The sequence below is a fragment of the Formosa sp. F44 genome, assembly GCF_056238645.1.
In genome coordinates, this window is sequence record NZ_JBWDLJ010000001.1 from 39,457 (window position 1) to 60,315 (window position 20,859).

At 33.4% G+C, this 20,859-nt stretch carries 20 protein-coding genes; 9 read left to right on the plus strand and 11 right to left on the minus strand.

Annotated features, from left to right (window positions below; translation table 11 throughout):
- Positions 1-17 precede the first annotated feature (17 nt).
- From AC0UBM_RS00195 to AC0UBM_RS00220, 6 genes are all read left to right on the plus strand, one after another.
- A complete protein-coding gene (locus tag AC0UBM_RS00195; RefSeq protein WP_414037402.1) occupies positions 18-845 on the plus strand; it encodes an enoyl-ACP reductase FabI in 828 nt (275 codons plus the stop codon).
- 72 nt (positions 846-917) lie between these two features.
- Positions 918-1,922 (plus strand): glycosyltransferase family 2 protein, encoded by a 1,005-nt coding sequence (locus AC0UBM_RS00200; RefSeq protein WP_475687170.1) that lies wholly within the window; start codon positions 918-920, stop codon positions 1,920-1,922.
- Positions 1,923-1,924: 2 nt separating this feature from the next.
- A complete protein-coding gene (locus AC0UBM_RS00205; RefSeq protein ID WP_475687171.1) occupies positions 1,925-2,887 on the plus strand; it encodes a CdaR family protein in 963 nt (320 codons plus the stop codon).
- Positions 2,884-3,474: a dephospho-CoA kinase gene (gene coaE / locus AC0UBM_RS00210; RefSeq protein WP_475687172.1), complete on the plus strand. Its 591-nt coding sequence runs from the start codon at positions 2,884-2,886 to the stop codon at positions 3,472-3,474. Before AC0UBM_RS00205 ends, coaE begins: the two co-directional genes overlap by 4 nt.
- 77 nt (positions 3,475-3,551) lie before the next feature.
- Positions 3,552-5,126, plus strand: coding sequence for a sensor histidine kinase (locus AC0UBM_RS00215; RefSeq protein WP_475687173.1), 1,575 nt, complete (start codon positions 3,552-3,554; stop codon positions 5,124-5,126).
- Positions 5,127-5,131: 5 nt separating this feature from the next.
- Entirely contained in the window at positions 5,132-5,845 is a 714-nt protein-coding gene (locus tag AC0UBM_RS00220; protein ID WP_414037397.1) for a response regulator transcription factor, read from the plus strand.
- Between the two features lie 144 nt (positions 5,846-5,989).
- On the opposite strand, the gene AC0UBM_RS00225 is transcribed toward AC0UBM_RS00220, so the two are convergent.
- Entirely contained in the window at positions 5,990-7,579 is a 1,590-nt protein-coding gene (locus AC0UBM_RS00225; RefSeq protein WP_414037396.1) for an aspartate:alanine exchanger family transporter, read from the minus strand.
- A gap of 169 nt (positions 7,580-7,748) precedes the next feature.
- On the opposite strand from AC0UBM_RS00225, the gene AC0UBM_RS00230 reads away from it, so the two are divergent.
- The gene (locus tag AC0UBM_RS00230) at positions 7,749-7,898 is read left to right on the plus strand and encodes a hypothetical protein (protein ID WP_414037395.1); all 150 of its coding nucleotides are present in this window, start codon (positions 7,749-7,751) and stop codon (positions 7,896-7,898) included.
- Here AC0UBM_RS00230 and miaA read toward each other — a convergent pair.
- The 6 genes from miaA to AC0UBM_RS00260 all read right to left on the minus strand — a co-directional run bounded on the left by miaA (position 7,895) and on the right by AC0UBM_RS00260 (position 13,798).
- The gene (gene miaA / locus AC0UBM_RS00235) at positions 7,895-8,803 is read right to left on the minus strand and encodes a tRNA (adenosine(37)-N6)-dimethylallyltransferase MiaA (protein ID WP_475687174.1); all 909 of its coding nucleotides are present in this window, start codon (positions 8,801-8,803) and stop codon (positions 7,895-7,897) included. The genes AC0UBM_RS00230 and miaA overlap by 4 nt on opposite strands.
- A gap of 4 nt (positions 8,804-8,807) precedes the next feature.
- Complete coding sequence (locus AC0UBM_RS00240; protein ID WP_475687175.1) at positions 8,808-9,680, minus strand: ion transporter; 873 nt, start codon at positions 9,678-9,680, stop codon at positions 8,808-8,810.
- Positions 9,681-9,746: 66 nt separating this feature from the next.
- A complete protein-coding gene (locus AC0UBM_RS00245) occupies positions 9,747-11,123 on the minus strand; it encodes an exonuclease domain-containing protein (protein WP_475687889.1) in 1,377 nt (458 codons plus the stop codon).
- Between the two features lie 17 nt (positions 11,124-11,140).
- Positions 11,141-11,806, minus strand: coding sequence for a YggS family pyridoxal phosphate-dependent enzyme (locus AC0UBM_RS00250; protein WP_475687176.1), 666 nt, complete (start codon positions 11,804-11,806; stop codon positions 11,141-11,143).
- A gap of 83 nt (positions 11,807-11,889) precedes the next feature.
- On the minus strand, positions 11,890-12,780 hold the full coding sequence (locus AC0UBM_RS00255) for a 3-hydroxybutyryl-CoA dehydrogenase (protein WP_475687177.1): 891 nt from the start codon (positions 12,778-12,780) through the stop codon (positions 11,890-11,892).
- Between the two features lie 58 nt (positions 12,781-12,838).
- On the minus strand, positions 12,839-13,798 hold the full coding sequence (locus AC0UBM_RS00260) for a Gfo/Idh/MocA family protein (protein WP_475687178.1): 960 nt from the start codon (positions 13,796-13,798) through the stop codon (positions 12,839-12,841).
- A 123-nt stretch (positions 13,799-13,921) separates the two neighbouring features.
- Here AC0UBM_RS00260 and AC0UBM_RS00265 point away from each other — a divergent pair, with 123 nt between their 5' ends.
- The gene (locus tag AC0UBM_RS00265; protein WP_414037389.1) at positions 13,922-14,563 is read left to right on the plus strand and encodes a protein-L-isoaspartate(D-aspartate) O-methyltransferase; all 642 of its coding nucleotides are present in this window, start codon (positions 13,922-13,924) and stop codon (positions 14,561-14,563) included.
- Here AC0UBM_RS00265 and AC0UBM_RS00270 read toward each other — a convergent pair.
- The 3 genes from AC0UBM_RS00270 to smpB are packed head-to-tail and all read right to left on the minus strand — an operon-like array spanning position 14,560 to position 17,156.
- Positions 14,560-15,117: a hypothetical protein gene (locus AC0UBM_RS00270; protein WP_414037388.1), complete on the minus strand. Its 558-nt coding sequence runs from the start codon at positions 15,115-15,117 to the stop codon at positions 14,560-14,562. The genes AC0UBM_RS00265 and AC0UBM_RS00270 overlap by 4 nt on opposite strands.
- Before the next feature lie 12 nt (positions 15,118-15,129).
- Entirely contained in the window at positions 15,130-16,668 is a 1,539-nt protein-coding gene (locus AC0UBM_RS00275) for a M61 family metallopeptidase (RefSeq protein WP_475687179.1), read from the minus strand.
- 29 nt (positions 16,669-16,697) lie between these two features.
- On the minus strand, positions 16,698-17,156 hold the full coding sequence (gene smpB / locus AC0UBM_RS00280; RefSeq protein WP_475687180.1) for an SsrA-binding protein SmpB: 459 nt from the start codon (positions 17,154-17,156) through the stop codon (positions 16,698-16,700).
- A 323-nt stretch (positions 17,157-17,479) separates the two neighbouring features.
- On the opposite strand from smpB, the gene AC0UBM_RS00285 reads away from it, so the two are divergent.
- Complete coding sequence (locus tag AC0UBM_RS00285; protein WP_414037385.1) at positions 17,480-17,908, plus strand: hypothetical protein; 429 nt, start codon at positions 17,480-17,482, stop codon at positions 17,906-17,908.
- Between the two features lie 211 nt (positions 17,909-18,119).
- Here the strand turns inward: AC0UBM_RS00285 and clpB are convergent, their stop codons facing one another.
- Positions 18,120-20,729 (minus strand): ATP-dependent chaperone ClpB, encoded by a 2,610-nt coding sequence (clpB, locus tag AC0UBM_RS00290; protein WP_475687181.1) that lies wholly within the window; start codon positions 20,727-20,729, stop codon positions 18,120-18,122.
- Between the last annotated feature and the right edge of the window lie 130 nt (positions 20,730-20,859).

A 20,859-nucleotide genomic window follows, 5' to 3' on the forward strand; every position in this document is an offset into this window, starting at 1 on the left:
TTTAGAATAAAAAAAATATGTCATACAATTTATTAAAGGGTAAGAGAGGAATCATTTTTGGAGCATTGGATGAAAATTCGATAGCTTGGAAAACTGCAGAACGTGTTCATGAAGAAGGAGGAACGTTTGTTTTAACCAATGCACCAGTAGCTATGCGAATGGGGCAAATAAATGAACTGGCAGAGAAAACAGGTTCTCAAATTATTCCTGCGGATGCGACCTCTGTAGAAGATTTACAAAATCTGGTTGAAAAATCTATGGAGATTTTAGGTGGAAAAATTGATTTCGTTCTACATTCAATTGGAATGTCAATTAACGTAAGAAAAGGAAAACACTATACCGATCAGAATTACGAATTCACAAAAAAAGGAACAGATGTTTCTGCAATGTCTTTTCATAAAGTGATGCAAACGCTTTACAAAGCAGATGCTATGAACGAATGGGGAAGTATTGTTGGTTTATCTTATATGGCTGCACAACGTGTGTTCCCTGATTATAACGATATGGCCGACAACAAAGCCTATTTAGAAAGTGTTGCACGTAGTTTTGGATATTTCTTCGGAAAAGATAAAAAAGTAAGAGTAAATACAATTTCACAATCTCCAACGCCAACAACAGCTGGTTCTGGTGTTAAAGGTTTTGATGGTTTTATTGCTTATGCAGATAAAATGTCTCCGCTAGGTAATGCAACAGCAGAAGATTGTGCAAATTACACAGTAGCGATGTTTAGTGATTTAACTAAACGTGTAACGTTACAAAACTTATATAACGATGGTGGATTTAGTAACATGGGAGTAAGTAACGAAGTTATGGAAGCCTTTGTTGCCTCTGAGACTAAAGAATAATAGACCTTTTAAAGTCTTTTTAAAAGCCGCCTAAAAAGGTGGCTTTTTTTATGCATTTAATTACATTTGTGTATGCAATTACGGTATTCCTTTATTATTCCTGTATATAATCGTCCTGAGGAAACTGAGGAGTTATTACTGAGTTTTGTAAATTTAAAAACAACTTTAAATTTCGAAATTGTAATTGTCGAAGATGGCTCAACCCAAACTTCAGAAGCCGTCGTAAATGCTTTTAAAGATGCGTTGAATATTACTTATTTTTTTAAGGAAAATTCAGGTCCTGGAGATTCTCGAAACTTCGGAATGAAACATGCTACAGGTAACTACTTTATTATTTTAGATTCCGATTGCGTGTTACCTTCAAACTATTTAAGTGAAGTCGACGCCTGTTTAAATTCTGAATTTGCCGATTGTTTTGGTGGTCCAGATGCCGCCGATGCATCATTTACCAATTTGCAGAAAGCTATTAATTTTTCAATGACATCGTTTATTACTACTGGTGGAATTCGAGGAAGTAAAAATCAGATTGGGAAATTTCAACCGAGAAGCTTTAATATGGGCTTATCTAAAGTTGCGTTTGAAGCCTCTAATGGGTTTGGAACAATTCATCCGGGAGAAGATCCAGACTTATCTATCAGGCTTTGGGCATTAGGATTTCAAACTAAACTAATTACAGAGGCTTTTGTGTATCATAAGCGTCGTATTTCGTGGGCTAAGTTTTATAAACAGGTGCATAAATTTGGAATGGTGCGCCCTATTTTAAATTCATGGCATCCACATACCGCAAAAATTACCTATTGGTTTCCAACACTATTTATATTAGGATTAATAGTTGCTATTGGCGCTTATATATTTCAGTTTAAATGGTTATTAATGTGCTATTTTATGTACTTTATTGTGGCATTCATTTTGGCGTTAGTGCAATCTAAAAGTTTAATAGTGGCAATATTAGCAATACCGGCGATACTAATTCAGTTTGAAGGTTATGGTTATGGTTTTTTTAAATCGTTTGTAAATGTGCAGCTATTAAAAAAAGATGCAAAACTTGTGTTTCCAGAATTATTCTTTAAATTATAGAAATGAAAGATATTAAATCAAGGTTTTTAAGATTTGTAAGTAGCAAGAAAATAAATGTTTTTGCTTTATTTCTTGCCTTATCGTTTACCATTTTAATCTTAAATAAACTGTCTAGAACATTTACAAATACCATTACTTTTTCTGTAAATACCGTTAATATACCAGAGACGTTTGTGGTTTTAAATGATAGTAGTCAGCAATTAAATGTGACGCTAAAAACATATGGTTTTAAGTTTTTAAGATACTATTTGTCTAGTCCGAAGTTAACTGTAGATTACGACGATAAATTAAATTTAACCGATTCTACATTTTCATGGAATCAGCAACGCTCTTATTCTAAAATTAACGACCAGTTTGATAAAGATGTAGAAGTGATTAGTATCTCTCCAGATGTGTTAAAGTTTAAGTACGACGAAAATGCAACTAAAGACATACCGGTGGTATTGAATAAGAAAGTACAATTTAGTCCAGGATATGATGTTTTAAAGGGATTTACTATAACTCCAGATACCATTCATGTTGTCGGACCTGAGAAAATACTCAAAGCATTAACCCATATTGAAACGGTACCTCTGGATTTAAAAGATGTGCATTTAGACATTAGTCAAACGCTTAAATTAGAATTGCCAGAAAATAAGGATCACATTCAGTTTTCGCATGAAAGTGTGCGTTTGTCGGCTAAAGTAGAAAAGTTTACCGAAGGTGTTTTTAATATTCCGGTGACCATAAAAAATGTTCCAAATAATCTATCTTTAAAATATTATCCAAAATCAGTTTCTGTTTCATATTACACCAATTTAGATGGTTTTAAAGACGTGCAGGAAAAAGACTTTAAAGTCGAATGCGATTATGCTAAGCATTTAGAAAATCAGTCGTATTTAGTACCAGAATTGGTTGCTAAACCAGAATCGGTTAAGAGTGCTAAAATTATTCAACAAAAAATAGAATTTATAATTACAGAATGATAGTTGTTGGTATTACAGGAGGTATTGGTAGTGGTAAGTCTACCGTAGCAAGAGCGTTTCATAAAACGTACGGAATTCCTATGTATATTTCTGATGACGAAGCCAAGTTACTTATGGTGCAATCTCCAGAGATTAAATCGGAGTTAATTGCATTGTTTGGAGGAGATACCTATAAAGATGGCGCCCTAAATAAACCGTTTATTTCTGATGCTATTTTTAACGATAAGGGGCTGTTGGAAAAAATGAATGCCATAGTGCATCCTAGAGTTGCTAAGCATTTTAAAACATGGGTTAGTAAACAAGATTCTGCGTATATTTTAAAAGAATCTGCGATTTTGTTTGAAAGTCATGCCGATACGTCTTGCGATTTTATTATTACGGTCACTTTAGATAAAGCTACTAAGATTAAGCGTATACTAAAACGAGATAATACCACTGTCGGAAAGATAGAATCTATAATGAATAAGCAGTGGGACGATGCTAAAAGAATATCAAAATCTGACTTCGTAATTGTGAATGACACGATGGCTCATATGCAAGACCAAGTAGATGAAATTCACAACACAATACTTAATAAAATTAAATAAAAGAGCAATTTTAACAAATTTGTTAATGTAAGGTTAAATGTTAAAAAAGCTAAATGTTAAAATGTTAATTTTGAACGATGAGTAAGAAATTGTTTATATTGTTAGTGATACTAATGAGCCTATCGCTAATAGGTATCATCTTTGTACAAGCACGATATATTAAAAATGCGGTTGAGAACGAAGAGAAACAATTTACGTTTAATGTAAAGAAGGCATTAAGCTATGTGTCTGAAGATATTGAACAACGCGAATTAAATACATATTATAAAAAGTATCAACGATATATAAATCAAAAAAAAGAACCAGATAGTGTCTCAATTACGGAACTTTTATTTAGTATACAAAACGAAAGTACAGATGAAACTTTAATTTACAGAAGTGGAATTTTAGAAGAGAACTATAAGTTGTCGTCTTCGATCTTTGACATAGGTTTAGATAGCATTAATATTACTCGGTTAATAGGTAAGGCTGAAACTAAAATTTATAGTAATAAAAGTATTATAGAAAACAATGTTAATGTAAGCCCGGTTTTAAGTATTTCTAAAATGGGACGATTTAATGAAGCTGAAAAGCAAATTTTTGAAGAAACATTTAAAGTTTCAAGTAGTAGAACACCAATTTATAAGCGTGTTAAAAAGGAAGAAATAAAAAGGTTGTTAACCAAGAAACTTCATGAAGATAATATAGATATCGATTATGAATTTGCTATATATAGTAACGATTTAGCGACTAAAGTGCAAAGTGCAGGTTTCGAATTGAAAGACGATAAAACGTTTAGTGTGCCTATTTTTCAAAATGAAAATAGCCAGAACAACTTTAGATTATTGGTCAATTTCCCAGAAGGAAAGAAGTTTATCATGTCGTCTATAGTGGGTATGACATTGTTATCTTTCTTATTTACTTCTATTATAATTATTGCATATACAAGTGCTTTATATCAGTTGGTAAAACAACGTAAGATTTCAGAAATTAAGAATGATTTCATTAATAATATGACGCATGAGTTTAAAACACCAATTGCAACCATTAATTTGGCTTTGGATGCGATAAAGAATCCGAAGATTATCGATGATAAAGAGAAGGTGATGCGTTATCTTAATATGATTAAAGAAGAGAATAAACGTATGCACGCACACGTTGAAAATGTATTAAGAATATCTAAACTTGAAAAAAATGAACTAAACATTAGTAAGGATAGTGCCGATTTACACGACTTAGTACACGATGCTATTACACACGTTGAATTAATAGTAGAAGATAGACAAGGCTTTATACATTTACATTTAGATGCCGAGAAATCTTCTGTATTAGCGAGTGAAACGCACTTTACAAATGTTATAGTTAATATGTTAGATAATGCTATAAAATACTCTCCAGAGGCACCAAAAATAGATGTGTATACGGAGACAGTAGGAAATAGTGTTTTATTAAAAATAAAAGACCAAGGTAGCGGTATGAGTAAAGCCGCACAAAAACGAGTTTTTGAAAAGTTTTATAGAGAACACACAGGAAACATACATAATGTAAAAGGTCATGGTCTAGGCCTTGCATATGTTAAACGAATAGTAGATGATCATCAAGGTCATATTTCGGTGGAAAGTGAAAAAGGAAAAGGGAGTACATTTATTGTTAAACTTCCATTAATATCATAAAAGTTATGAGCGAGCAACATAAGAAAATATTGTTAGTAGAGGATGATCCAAATTTTGGAACCGTACTTAAAGATTATTTAACCATGAACGATTACGAAGTTACCCATGCTAAAAATGGTATGGAAGGTTTCGAAAAGTTTAAAAAGGACGATTTTGATTTATGTATCCTAGATGTAATGATGCCTTATAAAGATGGGTTTACTCTAGCTAAAGAAATCAGAGAAAAAAATACTGAAGTGCCTATTATTTTCTTAACAGCGAAAGCGATGAAAGAAGATGTGTTAAGAGGTTATAAAGTTGGTGCAGACGACTATTTAAACAAGCCTTTTGATAGTGAAGTACTATTAATGAAGATTCATGCTATAATACAGCGTAAAGCTTCAGAAACAGTTACAGATAGTAAGCAATTCGAATTTAAGATTGGTAACTTCGACTTAAATTCGAAACTAAGATTCTTAAAATTAAACGGAGAAGATCCTATAAAATTATCTCCTAAAGAGAATGAATTATTACGTTTGTTAGCTTTACACGAAAATGACTTAATGCCTAGAGAATTGGCATTGACTAAGATTTGGAGAGACGACAATTATTTTACATCTAGGAGTATGGATGTGTATATCGCTAAATTAAGAAAGTACTTAAAAGGTGATGAAAATGTTGAAATTTTAAACATACACGGTGAAGGTTTCCGTTTGGTAGTAAACAACCAAAATGGATAATAAACATCACGTAAAATAAAAAAAAATCCAGCTATAAGCTGGATTTTTTTATGCGTAAAAGTTATGTTTTAATATGCGCTTCAAACTTTAATACGACCTCCGTTTTTAGAGAATAATTATAGGTTCTAAGCGTTAAACAATTATTTATAATAACAAGCCTAGTATTTGTGCGCATATAATTAATAGCACCATAGCAATAGGGTATACGGTAGCATAAGCAACCGAAGGTGCATCTGTTTTAGTCATCGTATCTACAGCTGCTAATCCCGGTGTACTAGTCATAGATCCCGTTAGCGTTCCCAATAATGTTAATGTATTTATCTTAAAGAAAATTCGAGCTATTATAGTGGCTATAAGCATTGGAACAAAAGTAATAAGTCCACCAATTAAGAACAATTTAATACCGTATTGCATATATGTTTCTACAAGCGTGGCTCCGGCTTTAGTCCCTACTACGGCTAAGAACAGCATTAATCCGAATTGTCTTAATAACTGGTTGGAGTTTCCACTCATTACCCAAAGGATATTCCCAGTTTTCCCAATTCTACCTAATACCATCGCAACTATTAAAATACCTCCAGTTAATCCCAAATTAAAAGTAAAGGCATCTCCAAAAGATATCGATACGCCTCCTACTAAAATACCTATTACAATACCTAAAGCAAGTGGGAAAAAGTCTGTGTCGGACAGTTTACTTTTATTATCGCCAATTAGATTCGATATTTGTGACACGCAGCTCTTCTGGCTAGATATCATAAGTTTATCACCTATTTGTAGTCTTAGTGTAGAGTTCGGAGATAAATCAATACCACTTCTTCTAATGCGAGTAATTGTGGCGTTAAAATTGTCTTTTAGATTTAATTCTCCTAACGTTTTATTCACCAAAGAGGTCTTAGTCATTAAATAGGATTGTACCACAAAATCTTCACCCAAAGACATTTCTACATCTACTCTAGGGCCAATAAGTACTTCTACACGTCTTAAGGCTTCTTCTGTACCCACTACACGTATATAATCACCTTTATGTAGTCTAGAATCTTTTTGAGGGACAAAGGCTTTATTTTCGTGTTTTATTCTCGAAACAACACCTTTTGTCATAGAGCGTACTTGTAGCTCTTCAAGTGTTTTACCAATAGCTCCTATATTATCAACTTGAAATGTACTTCTAACAATAGTATCGTAGTGACCATGCGTCTTAGCCTCGTAAATTTGTTCTTCATTTGTTAAATTAATTCTGAATATTTTCGGATATAATTTCACAAATAGTATGACTCCAATAACTCCAAACGGATACGCAATACCATAACCAATAGATGCTAACGGAGATTGAGTGACATCGATGGCTGTCGCTAAACCAGGTGTACTAGTTAAAGCGCCTGCCATTAAACCAATGGCAATAGACTTATCGATTCCCATAAACTGAATAGAAAGGAAAGTAATAAATGCAGCGGAGAATACAATTAAAGCAGCGATAATAACTAAGTTCTTTCCGTTTTCTCTAAATGATTCGAAAAATCCAGGACCGGCTTGCAAACCAATAGTATAAATAAATAAAATTAATCCGATTTTCTGTAGAATATCCGGTAACTCCACTCCTAAGTGTCCAAATAGTAAGGCGACAAATATTATGGCAGAGACGTCTAACGAAATCCCTTTTACTTTGATGTTACCGATTATAAACCCGATACAAATAATTAAAAAGAGAGCTAAATAGGTGGCGTTTAAAAATTCCATAGGTTACATTTTAATAGGGTGCAAAAGTAATTAGTATAATAAAGTTAGCACATGACTTTTATCATTATATGTTATATAAAACTAGCAATATAAAATTTAAGAATTGAGATGTTCAACACGTGTGTTTTCATATTGACAGAAAAATAAGGTGATATTTAATTCTAATATCATGGCTAATTTAAGCCTTTTTACTCGTCCTTATAAATTAATGAAAGTGTATATCTCTATTATTGGTGAATTTTTAAAATACGTCTATAATTTAAAAGAAAACACAGATTTAGAGGCGGTAAGTACATTAATTTTAAATTTAACGATTTAAAACCTTTTTTGTATGTCCTTAATAATGGTTTCAATTGGGGTTTCGTAATCAAACCATAAGGTCTCGGTATTTCTTTTAAACCATGTTAATTGGCGTTTTGCAAATCGTCTTGAGTTTTTCTTGATTTCTGAAATTGCAAAATCTAAGGTGTATTCCCCGTTTAAATAATTAAACAGCTCTTTATAACCAACAGTATTTAATGCATTTAAATGTTGTTTGTCTACAAGTTGTTTGACTTCATCTAGGAGGCCTTGCTCCATCATAATATCCACACGTCTGTTAATACGGTCGTAAATAATCTCACGATCTGCTTTTAGTCCAACTGTGATAGTCTTAAAAGGACGATTGTCTTTATCTTTATTTAAAAAAGAAGAATAAGGTTGCCCGGTACCAATACAAATTTCTAGCGCTCTAATTACGCGATGCGGATTATCTATAGCAATAGTCTCATAAGACTTTGGATCCAGTTGTTTTAATTGACTTTGCAAGGCTTGTAAACCTTCTGCATCTAATTGTGCATTTAAACCCGTTCGTATATTATAATCAACTTTTGGGAAATTATCTAAACCACGGGTTACAGCATCTACATAAAGCCCAGAGCCACCTACCATAATGGCGGTACGATGCGTCTTAAATATGTGCTCCAAAGTTTGAAGCGCCTCTTTTTCAAAAGTTCCTACATTATACACATCTTCAACCGATTTATTATGGATAAAATGATGAGGAGCCTGCGCTAATTCATCGGCTGTTGGAGCCGCTGTACCAATTTGCATCTCTTTAAAAAACTGTCTAGAATCGGCAGAAATAATCTTTGTATTAAAATAATTCGCAAGTTTAATACTAAGTGCTGTTTTGCCAATTGCTGTTGGTCCAACTATAGATATAAGGTAGTGATTTGTGTCCAAAATTTTAATTATTATGAAGAGGTTCGCCGCAATTATAACAATTTTGTGCGCCATCTCTATGATCGCTTTTCAGGCAATTAGAACACGATTGAGAATTTAAACGAACTTTTTTTACATTAGGTTGATCTGGTATGGCGTTTTTGTTACTATTATTCTGACTAGAATATTCGGCCGAAACAATGCCTGTAGGTACAGCAATAATTCCATAACCTAAAATCATTATTACCGACGCTATAAATTGTCCAAGAGGAGTTTGTGGTGCGATATCTCCAAAACCAACGGTAGTAAGGGTTACTATACACCAATACACACTTTTTGGTATGTTGGCAAATCCTTCATTTTTGTCTCCTTCAATTAAATACATAATGGTTCCCAAAATAACCGCAAGGATAATGACAGTAAATAAAAATACCGAAATTTTTGCACGACTAGCTTTTAAAGCAGTTGTAAGGTTATTAGATGCTCCTAAAAATCGAGCTAATTTTAAGATTCTAAAAACTCGTAATAAGCGTAACGCTCTTAAAGCGACTAGGGCATGTGTGCCAACAAAAATGATAGATAAATACTTTGGTGCTGTAGATAGTAAATCGATAACACCATAAAAGCTAAAGATGTATTTAAACGGCTTTTTTACTGTAATAATTCGGGCAATGTATTCTAGTGTAAACAATATGGTTATTACCCATTCCGAAATATTTAAAAAACTATGATACTGTATATCTATCGAGTCTACGCTTTCAAGCATTACCAAAAGTATACTCGCAATAATTGCTATAAGTAATATGATATCGAACAACTTCCCCGCAGGCGTATCCGCTTCATAAATAATTTCATGCAACTGCGTTTTCCAGTTTTTGTCTCGTTTTGGTTCAATCATAAAATAAAAGTAAGAAAAGTAAGTTTGTTTTTCTTAAATAAATGGAGTTAACCTAAAATATAGATGTTAAGCAGGAAGCTGAATAATTTTGAGTTTTTTATGACTTCGTAAATAACTCTGAATAATATGTTGAGAATCTCTATTGTTTTCCATTTTGGTAATAATAGATTCTAAGACTTTAATATTACTAATTTGATAATTTAAATTGAAAAATCCTAAACCTACAAACTGGCCATCTTTAATATAAATTGCACTGCGTTCTTCAATTTCTCGACCGCGATCTACAATAATCATGTTTTTATGGACGTAACTGTTTTTCTCTATAAGTTCCTGAACTCGTAAGTTGTATTCTTCTGGAGATTCTTCAGTAACACAAGCTCCATGACACGTTTTTAGGCCATAATTAAAACATGGTTTCTCTGTATTTACAGTCGATAGTCCCGTTAATTGTAGGCATAAATTATATGCTTCCACATTATGCTCTATAAAGTAATGGGCACTTTGTTTATTACTAAATGTTGTAATGGGCTTTTTACGTCCATCGGCAACATCAACCTTTAAATTTATATAACCATTTTTATCTTTAAAAGCATACAGTGCATGGGTGTAATGCGTACGTTTTCTGGCCCGATTGTATATTGGTTTTAAACGCTTTATTTCTTCATTTTCTTTAAGTAATGCTACAAGTTCACTTCCGGTTTCTTCGTAAGTTACGGCTGTAACATGAAGCTGAATTTTTTTAGATTTAGAATTTGGAGCAGTAAAATGCTGGTTAACACGACGTTTTATATTTCTGCTTTTTCCAATATAAATAATGTCTCCGCCTTCCTTATGAATGTAATACACACCAGTAATGGCAGGAAGTTCTTCAACAATATCTATAAGTTTTCTATCTAATTTTTTCGGATTATGACCTTCCTTTATAGAAGATTGAATGATTTGTTTTGTGGTATCTTTTGTTTGCAGTAATTTAAATAATTTTACTGTAGCCAACGCATCTCCATTTGCACGATGTCTATCGGTAACCGGAATTCCTAGCGATCTAACTAGCTTTCCTAGACTATAAGACGGCTGATCTGGAATTAAATCTTTAGATAATTCTACTGTACAAAGAGTATTGCGCTTAAAATCGTATCCCAAGCGGTTAAATTCTGTTCGCAGTATACGGTAATCGAATTCTGAATTGTGTGCAACAATAATACAGTCTTCGGTAATTTCAATAATGCGTTTTGCAACCTCGTAAAATTTAGGTGCATTTTTAAGCATATTGTTATTAATTCCTGTAAGCTTAACCACAAACGGTTGGATGTTCCGTTCTGGATTTACTAAGGTTATAAATTGATCTACAACGGTGTGTCCGTCGTATTTATGAATAGCAATTTCGGTAATGCCTTCTTCATTAAATTTACCACCTGTGGTCTCTATGTCTAAAATTGCGTAAATAATATACTCTTAAAAAATTAATAATTACGGACTCCAAAAATACTACTTCCAATACGAATCATAGTACTTCCACAAGCAATAGCTACTTGGTAATCGCCACTCATTCCCATCGAAATGGTTTTAAACTGAGAAGGATTGCTATGTATTGCTTTTAAAGTATTAAAGGTAGTTTTTAATTGGGTAAATTCAGATTTTATTTGCGATTCATTCTCGGTGAATGTTGCCATTCCCATAATACCCACAATATTAATATGTGCTAATTCTGAAAACGAGTCCGATTTAAGGATTTCAACAGCTTCAGCCTCACTCATTCCAAATTTAGAGTCTTCATCTGCAATTTTAATCTGAAGCAAACAATCTATAACACGATCGTGTTTTTGGGCTTGTTTGTTTATTTCTCTCAATAATTTTTCGTTTTCAACACCATGAATTAAATTCACAAAAGAAGCCATGTATTTTACTTTGTTACGCTGTACATGACCAATCATATGCCATTGGATGTCTTTTGGTAAGAGTTCATGTTTTTCGGCCATTTCCTGAATTTTATTTTCCCCAAAAATACGCTGTCCGGCATCGTAAGCTTCTTGTAAATCGCTAACAGGTTTGGTTTTGGAAACAGCAACTAGAGTTACATGTTCAGGTAATGTTTTCTTTATATGATTTAAATTTTGTTTAATAGACATATTGAGTAATTATGCTTTAAAATTTGTAAGTGTATAGCCTTTTAATCGTGTATGAAATTGAAGTTTTTGAATAGAAAAAAATTCTATTTTAAAAATTGAGTGGAGATAACCTCTGCTTTTCTACTCGTTGAATAATCATAAAAACCTTCACCTGATTTTATACCTAGTTTTCCGGCTCTCACCATGTTTACAAGTAGGGGAGAAGGTGCGTATTTCGGGTTTTTAAAGCCGTCGTACATTACATTTAAAATAGATAAACACACGTCTAAACCAATAAAATCGGCTAATTGTAAAGGCCCCATAGGGTGAGCCATTCCTAATTTCATTACGGTATCAATTTCTTTTACACCGGCAACACCATTGTATAAGGTTTCGATAGATTCGTTAAGCATAGGCATTAAAATACGGTTGGCAACAAATCCAGGATAATCGTTAACTTCTACCGGCTCTTTTCCTAAAGTTTTCGAGATTTCCATTATCGTTTTAGTCACCGCATCACTCGTGTTATATCCACGAATAATTTCTACCAATTTCATAATTGGAACGGGATTCATAAAATGCATCCCAATGACCCTATCTGGACGATTGGTAACCGCCGCAATTTGGGTAATAGAGATAGAAGATGTATTTGTTGCTAAAATGGTTTTAGCATTACAGATGTCACTTAACTGCTTAAATATTTTGAGCTTTAAATCTAAATGTTCTGACGCCGCTTCAATAACTAAATCGGCATTATTTACGCCTGAATTTATATCTGTAAATGTAGAAATCCGATTTAGAGTCTCATGTTTTTGAGTTTCCGAAATAACAGCTTTAGAAATTAGGCGGTCAAGATTTTTAGTAATTGTAACTAGCCCTGTATTTAAAGATGCCTCATTTATATCTATTAAAGAAACATTAAATCCACTTTGGGCAAAGGTATGTGCAATACCATTTCCCATGGTTCCTGCTCCTACGACTGCTATGTTTTTCATGATCGTAAATTATTAATAGGTGTTATTAAAAGAGGTAAAATGAAATGGAACTGCGTTTTTAAAACTGATCAATAATCATATTAGCTACACGTAAAGCTTCGGTTCCGTCGTGTAAAGTTACAACAGGTTTTGTGTCATTATTTATGGCGTCTGCAAAAGTTTCTAATTCGTCTAAAATAGCATTGTTATTCGCCACATCAGGATTTGCAAAATAGATTTGTTTTTTAATGCCTTCAGCATTCTGTAAAATCATATCAAAATCTCCAGGTTCTTTAGGCGCATCTTTCATTTTAACAACTTCACATTTCTTTTCTAGAAAATCGACAGAGATATAAGCATCGCGCTGAAAGAAACGTGTTTTACGCATGCTCTTTAGTGAAATTCTACTAGCTGTAAGGTTCGCAACACACCCATTTACAAATTCAATTCTTGCATTTGCAATATCTGGAGTTTCACTAATTACCGAAACACCACTAGCGCTTATATGTTTTACTTTAGATTGTACAACACTTAGAATAATGTCTATATCGTGAATCATTAAATCTAAAACTACAGGAACATCTGTTCCTCTAGGGTTAAATTCGGCCAAGCGATGTGCTTCAATAAACATTGGTTTATCTAGTAAATCTTTTATGGCGGTAAATGCAGGATTAAAACGTTCTACGTGTCCAACTTGCCCTTTTACTTTGTACTCGGCAACTAAAGTTCTTAAAGCTTCAGCTTCTTGAACAGTATTAGTTATTGGTTTTTCAACAAAAATATTTTTGCCTTTAGAAATTGCTAATTTGGCACAGTCGTAGTGAGAAAGAGTAGGTGTAACAATATCAACAACAGCGACAGCATCTATTAATTCTTCTACAGTTTCGAAAAATTTATAACCAAATTCGGCTTCAACTTTTCTAGCATTTTCTTTATCTGCATCATGAAAACCGATGAGTTCGTATTTATTTGATTGATTTAGAAGTCTTAAATGAATTTTTCCGAGGTGACCAGCACCAAGAACTCCAACTTTTAGCATGTGAATAGGATTTTAAACAAAAATAAGATTTTTTATGAGTTTTAAATACTAATAAAATTTTAAAAAAAGATTTACTTTTGCAAAACTTATAATTCTTCAAAACTCAAAATAAAACACACCCTCTTGAAAGACACTTTTAAACATCAAGGATTACGACAACAATTGGTAAATACACTGAAAAATAAAGGCATTACAGATGTAAATGTGCTTAAAACTATAGGGAATATACCAAGACATTTGTTTATGGATTCTAGCTTTTTAGATCATGCATATCAAGATAAAGCATTTCCTATTGCGGCCGATCAAACCATTTCTCAGCCATACACAGTGGCTTTTCAAACCGAATTATTAAAGATTAAACGCGAAGCTAAAATTTTAGAAATTGGAACAGGAAGTGGTTACCAAACTGCTGTATTATGCGAGTTGGGCGTTAAGGTTTATAGTATTGAACGCCAATTAGAGTTGTTTAAAAAAACGAGTAAATTTCTTCCTAAATTAGGATACCGCCCAAAACAATTAATTTTTGGAGATGGCTATAAAGGGATGCCTGAAGAAGCGCCTTTCGATGGAATTATTGTAACAGCGGGTGCACCTTTTGTTCCGACTCCATTATTAAGTCAGTTAAAAATAGGTGGACGTTTAGTGATTCCTGTAGGGGATCAGGTGCAAACCATGACACTTTTTGTAAGAAAGGGGCCTAAAGAATTTGAAAAACACGAGTTTGGTGAATTTCGTTTTGTGCCACTATTAGAGGATAAAAATTAATAATCATCGTCCTTTTGTAAAAACTCAGCGGGAATAGGTTTGGTTTCAGATTCGTTTGTCCATAACAGATTAATAATCCACCAACGATTCCCGTCGAACATTAATTGAATACTATTAATACCTTTTGCAAAAGGTTCTTTATCGTTTTCGGAATGATAGGCCTCAAAGGTGCTAAACACCTGTGTGATGTCGCCAAATGTATGTACAATTCTGTGAATCTCTTTTTCGTGAAACCCGTTTTTTAGCATCCAAGATTTAGAGGCTTTAACGTATTCGGCAGGCGTCATGTACTTCGCTTGTAATTTACCTTCGTAATCGACTCCTGTAGTAATTAATTTAGCTTCCTCTTTAAACAAAAATTGAAATAAATCCCAGTCGCGTTTTTCTTTCTTATCGCCAGAAAGCGACAGATATAACGTTCCTAAAGTAGTTTCTAAAGATTTTACTAAGGGGTTATAATTGGTTTTTTGTATAACAACTTCTTTCTTTTTTTGTGCTGTTGCAGTAGAAATTAGAAAAAAACTTAACCCGAAGACGAATAATAATTTTTTCATTTTAATGAATTTTTACAAACTAATTGGAGTCATCCATTTTGTTCTTAATGTTAATTGTTCGGCTGATGGCGATGCGTTTAACGAGAATGTATTCTCAGTTTCATTATAATCGATACCTATTTTATTGTAATACGCTTTAATTGGTAAAGGTTTAGTATTTACAATAAAGTCGTCTATAAAAAATTGAATTTCAGGATAGGTTTCTTTTACAAATGTAGAGAAGAAAGTCGCGTCGTCGAAAGGTGTATGTGGACCATATTTTTTAGCTAAATCGTTAATCACGTCAATATAGCCTCGTTTCCCGTTAGATAATTCTAATATTTTTATGTCTAAAAGGCCAGCTACAATTGCACCTTTCATGTATATATTCCCGTATTGTTTTTGGCCCGCTGGCGTGTAAGAGGTAAGAGACAATTGCTCTAAGCTTAATGCGGGATCAAAATATTTCGAATCGATCGCTATTTTTTTAGATAGCGTATTAAAATAATCATCGGTAGGTTTTAAGCCTGAACGAAAAAGCATCATATGTGCAGCCCATTCGGTAGTGCCTTCGTACAACCACAAATGTCTTGAGGCTACGGGTGTAATAAAGTTAAACTGATCTACAATTTCACTATGGATATTTAAAGGCGTAACTACATGGAAAAATTCGTGTGCAGCGACTTCTACAACTTGCTCTTCAAGATTTGCCCATTGGTCTTCTTTATAGATGTATTCTGAGCTGTAAGAGTGCTCCCAAGCACCATTAGTGGTGTCTTCAAAATGGAATAAAAAAGTATAGTTTTTTACAGGTAGCCCTTCAAGAAATCCGCTAGCCGAAACCAACATGTTTTTCATGGATTCTAAAATTTGATCAGAGGTTACTAAGCCTGTTTTAGAATAGGTGTAAATATCTACATTTGTCCCTTCTACATTCATACTGGCTTTGGTTAAATTTCCAAGCAAAATAGGAGAGTCTACAACTTTATCGTAGTTTTCTGCAACGTATAAACTGTCACCGTTTTTACTTAAGGCCGTACCAACTGTCCATGTTTTAGGATAGTCTAATTTTATAGTAATCGGACTGTTTTGTTTATCTTTAAAATAACCAAATACAGCTTGCCCATTTATTAAGGTATGGTCGTTTTCAATGGACGTTCCACACATTAAATAGATTTTGTTTTCTGAAACGGGAGTGTCCCAAGTTTCTGAAATTTCATATTCTATTTTTGAAATTTTTTCTGGAGAGGTTAACTCAAACTGGTTAATAGAAATTTGATGTGTTGTTAACTCATTGCCATTAGCATCAAACGCTTTAAAATGTTTAACATAGCGCCCAATATCCATAACTTGATAGGTTCCAGGAGCAGTAGAAGCAAACTGATAAATAGAATTTACGGCTGTAAGTGCGGGTGGTGTAACGGTAACTTTATAGGTGTCGTCTGATCGGTCTAAAAGATTGACTTCAAATTTTACAGATTCTACTGTTTTTGTGGCCGTGTTTTTTGACCCTCCGCAAGAATATAGAGCAAACGTAAAGGCTAATAAGGTAATTCTAAAGTTTAATTTCATGGAATCTTAAAGATGTATATGGTAGTGTTTTATTTATAAATTTTCTTAACCCGATCTAAATTTCGTTTGTTATCACGGTCTTTAATAGATTCTCGCTTATCATACAACTTCTTCCCTTTAGCCAAAGCAATATTTAACTTCGCAAATCCTTTATCGTTAATAAAGAGTTTTAGCGGGACTATGGTTAATCCGCTGTTTTTAACTTCTTTTTCGAGCTTCTTAAGTTCGCGTTTGTTTAATAATAATTTTCGCTCGGCTTTCGGGCGGTGATTATAATAATTACCAAATGCATATTCTTCAATATTCATGTTAATTACAAACAGTTCACCTTTCTCATTGAATTCGCAAAAGCTTTCTGCGATAGATGCTTTACTACTTCTAATGGATTTTATTTCTGTACCGGAAAGGACTATTCCAGCAGTATATTTATTTAAGATCTCGTATAAAAAACGAGCTTTCTTATTTTGGATGTTTATCTTTTTTTGCATAGTTGTCAAAGATAAATAATTAAATATAACTTTTAATAGCCTTAGGCTTCAATAACATTAATTGTAAAGCGAATTTGATTGAAAAATGATAATTGTCTTACAAATCCTAGATTAATGTTTGGAATACATTTTTATACAGGTGCACTAGATGTGCTAATAAACAGGATCTTTGGGATTATAATGATAAAAACTGCTTTTTTAGTTTTTTAGAATTAGAGCATTATTGATTTAAATGGAGTATTATTATTACGAATACAGTTAATCATTGGGTGAAAATGTTATAAATTTGTATTTTTAAGAATCAAACTATTTAAACAAACATTATGAAAAAAACAACATTATTATTTGCTTTTGCTTTAATGCTAAGTGCTGCAAGCGTATTTGGACAGGCTAGAAAAGAATTAAACTTCGGGTTGATAGGTGTTAACTACGAAATTCCTGTACATGAAAACATTACTATTGCTCCAGGGGTTGGGACCGATTTCAATTTGGATTGGGTTAACATAGGTGTTAAAGGAAATTACTATTTCGATGAGCTTTTTGGAATTTCAGATGACGCTTGGGATGTTTACGGTGGTGCAAATGCAGGTTATGCTATTTACTCTGGAGATGATGATTTAGAAAGCAGTGATTTAAGTCTAGGTCTGCAAGTAGGAGGTAGATGGTTTTGGAATGATAAATGGGGTTTATATGCTGAAATATCAGGAGGTTCAATCTTTGTTCCTGCGATTGGAGTTACAATGAAATTATAATACCAAATCAATTATATTTAAAATGCCTTAAGAATATCTTCTTAAGGCATTTTTTTTATGCTTTATTTGTAAATAAATATAGTGTAAAATATAAAAGCAATGCTTATCTGTTATCAGACTCACATTGCTTTTATTTACTAACCAACCTTACATAATTTAACGGAGGTAAATGCGTTATATTATGCAGGATTTCTGCTTTAACAAAACTTTATTACTCCTCTTCATGAACTAAGGTTTCTTGGTTTCTAAAAACCAATTCATTATCGAAATTATCTAGTAAAATAATACTGTCTGTGGTGACTTTTCCAGAAAGTATGTCTTTACTTAAAGCGTTTAAAACTTCTTTTTGAATTACACGTTTTACTGGTCTTGCTCCGTATTCCGGATTATATCCCTTTTCGGCTAAGTAACTTACCGCTTCCTGAGTCGCATCGAAAGTAATGCCTTGCTGAGCTATCATTTTAGAGATGCCTTTTAATTGTAAACTTACAATTTCTCTAATGTTCTCTTTGCTTAGCGGTGTAAACATAATCGTGTCATCAATTCTATTTAAAAACTCTGGTCTAACGGTTTGCTTTAATAATGCAAGTACGTCGATTTTAGCAATTTCAATAGCACTGTCAACGTCTTTAGTGGCTTCAAATCGATCTTGAATAATTTGACTTCCCATATTGGATGTCATAATAATTATTGTGTTTTTAAAATCGGCGACCCGTCCTTTGTTGTCTGTTAAACGTCCTTCATCTAATACTTGTAATAAAATATTAAAGGTGTCTGGGTGTGCTTTTTCAATTTCATCTAGCAATACTACAGAATAAGGTTTTCTACGTACAGCTTCTGTTAATTGTCCGCCTTCGTCGTATCCTACGTATCCTGGAGGTGCTCCAACCAATCTGCTTACAGAATGACGCTCTTGATATTCACTCATATCAATACGAGTCATGGCATTTTCGTCGTCGAATAAATACTCGGCCAAAGCTTTTGCTAATTCCGTTTTACCCACACCAGTGGTTCCAAGGAATAAAAAGGTTCCTATCGGTTTTTGCGGATTTTGTAAACCTGCTCGACTTCGTCTCACGGCATCACTCACAGCTTCTATGGCTTCTTCTTGTCCGACCACACGTTTGTGTAATTCGTCTTCCAAATGCAATAACTTGTCACGTTCGCTTTGTAACATTTTAGTTACAGGAATTCCAGTCCATTTTGCGACTACCTCTGCAATATCGTCGTAAGTGACTTCTTCCTTAATTAATGAGCTGTCCGATTTGTTTTCATTTAAATCTTTTTGAAGTAAATCTAAACGCTCTTGAGCATCTTTAATTTTTCCGTAACGAATTTCTGCAACTTTACCGTAATCACCTTCGCGTTCTGCACGTTCTGCTTCAAGCTTAAAGTTTTCAATATCTAACTTTGCTGTTTGAATATTATCTACAACCTCTTTTTCACTTTTCCACTTCGCATTAATTTCATTCCGATCTTCTTTTAAGTTCGCTAAATCAACTTTTAGACTTTTAAGTTTTGCTTCGTCTTTTTCACGTTTTATGGCTTCGATTTCAATTTCTAACTGCATGATCTTTCTGTCTAACACATCAAGTTCTTCTGGTTTAGAATTGATTTCCATACGCAATTTAGAAGCCGCTTCATCCATTAAGTCAATTGCCTTATCTGGTAAAAAACGATTTGTAATATAGCGTTCAGATAATTCTACCGCACCAATAATAGCTTCGTCTTTAATACGTACTTTATGGTGTGTTTCGTACTTTTCTTTAATACCACGTAAAATAGAAATCGCACTTTCGGTATCTGGTTCGTCTACCATTACTTTTTGGAAACGACGTTCTAGGGCTTTGTCTTTTTCAAAATACTTTTGATATTCATCTAAAGTTGTGGCTCCGATGGAGCGTAATTCTCCACGCGCTAATGCCGGTTTTAAAATGTTTGCAGCATCCATTGCACCTTGTCCGCCTCCAGCACCAACAAGCGTATGAATCTCGTCTATAAATAAAACGATATCGCCTTCGCTGTCTGTAACTTCTTTAATAACGGCTTTTAATCGTTCTTCAAATTCTCCTTTATATTTAGCACCTGCAATAAGAGCTCCCATATCTAAGGCAAAAATTTGCTTATCTTTTAAATTATCTGGTACATCACCATCTACAATTCTATGTGCTAAACCTTCGGCAATTGCAGTTTTACCCGTTCCTGGTTCTCCCACTAAAATTGGGTTGTTTTTTGTTCGTCTGGTTAAGATTTGTAAGATTCTACGAATCTCTTCATCACGACCAATTACAGGATCTAATTTCCCGTTTTTTGCTAATTCGTTTAAATTTTTAGCATATTTATTTAATGAATTGTATGTTTCTTCTTGGTTTTGCGAGGTTACGCGATCCCCTTTACGTAATTCTTCGATGGCAGCAACAAGTGCTTTTTCTGTGACCCCTTGGTCTTTTAGCATTTGAGCAATTTTGCTTTTCGATTTAAAAATGGCAATAAGTAGGTGTTCGATAGACACATATTCATCGTTCATTTTTTTAGCAATGGTTGAAGCTTCGTTTAGAGCGGTTCCTAAATCGCGGGAAGCCATGATTTCGCCTCCTGAAACTTTAGGAAAATTTTCTATTTGCTTATCTATTGCTTGTTCAAGAATGTTTATGTTTACATTCAATTTTTTTAGAATAAACGGTAACACATTTTCGTCTACTTCAGAAATAGCCTTAAAAACGTGTTCGTTTTCTATATTTTGCTGTCCATTTTCTTGCGCAATTTGTTGCGCCCGTTGTATGGCTTCTTGAGATTTTATTGTATAATTGTTAAAGTTCATTGTTCAAGTGTTTTTCAATGTATAGTCAACTTTCTTACCAATTTTAAAAATAAGACAAAATGTCTGTTTGATGTGTTTTTAATCTGACGATTTGTCTTTTGAGTAAAGTGAGGTGGGATATAAATTTAAT

Coding starts and splice junctions, on each gene's coding strand:
- AC0UBM_RS00195 (WP_414037402.1), top strand. CDS start 18: ATGTCATACAATTTATTAAAGGGTAAGAGAGGAATCATTTTTGGAGCA.
- AC0UBM_RS00200 (WP_475687170.1), top strand. CDS start 918: ATGCAATTACGGTATTCCTTTATTATTCCTGTATATAATCGTCCTGAG.
- AC0UBM_RS00205 (WP_475687171.1), top strand. CDS start 1,925: ATGAAAGATATTAAATCAAGGTTTTTAAGATTTGTAAGTAGCAAGAAA.
- coaE (WP_475687172.1), top strand. CDS start 2,884: ATGATAGTTGTTGGTATTACAGGAGGTATTGGTAGTGGTAAGTCTACC.
- AC0UBM_RS00215 (WP_475687173.1), top strand. CDS start 3,552: ATGAGTAAGAAATTGTTTATATTGTTAGTGATACTAATGAGCCTATCG.
- AC0UBM_RS00220 (WP_414037397.1), top strand. CDS start 5,132: ATGAGCGAGCAACATAAGAAAATATTGTTAGTAGAGGATGATCCAAAT.
- AC0UBM_RS00225 (WP_414037396.1), bottom strand. CDS start 7,579: ATGGAATTTTTAAACGCCACCTATTTAGCTCTCTTTTTAATTATTTGT.
- AC0UBM_RS00230 (WP_414037395.1), top strand. CDS start 7,749: ATGGCTAATTTAAGCCTTTTTACTCGTCCTTATAAATTAATGAAAGTG.
- AC0UBM_RS00240 (WP_475687175.1), bottom strand. CDS start 9,680: ATGATTGAACCAAAACGAGACAAAAACTGGAAAACGCAGTTGCATGAA.
- AC0UBM_RS00250 (WP_475687176.1), bottom strand. CDS start 11,806: ATGTCTATTAAACAAAATTTAAATCATATAAAGAAAACATTACCTGAA.
- AC0UBM_RS00255 (WP_475687177.1), bottom strand. CDS start 12,780: ATGAAAAACATAGCAGTCGTAGGAGCAGGAACCATGGGAAATGGTATT.
- AC0UBM_RS00260 (WP_475687178.1), bottom strand. CDS start 13,798: ATGCTAAAAGTTGGAGTTCTTGGTGCTGGTCACCTCGGAAAAATTCAT.
- AC0UBM_RS00270 (WP_414037388.1), bottom strand. CDS start 15,117: ATGAAAAAATTATTATTCGTCTTCGGGTTAAGTTTTTTTCTAATTTCT.
- AC0UBM_RS00275 (WP_475687179.1), bottom strand. CDS start 16,668: ATGAAATTAAACTTTAGAATTACCTTATTAGCCTTTACGTTTGCTCTA.
- smpB (WP_475687180.1), bottom strand. CDS start 17,156: ATGCAAAAAAAGATAAACATCCAAAATAAGAAAGCTCGTTTTTTATAC.
- AC0UBM_RS00285 (WP_414037385.1), top strand. CDS start 17,480: ATGAAAAAAACAACATTATTATTTGCTTTTGCTTTAATGCTAAGTGCT.
- clpB (WP_475687181.1), bottom strand. CDS start 20,729: ATGAACTTTAACAATTATACAATAAAATCTCAAGAAGCCATACAACGG.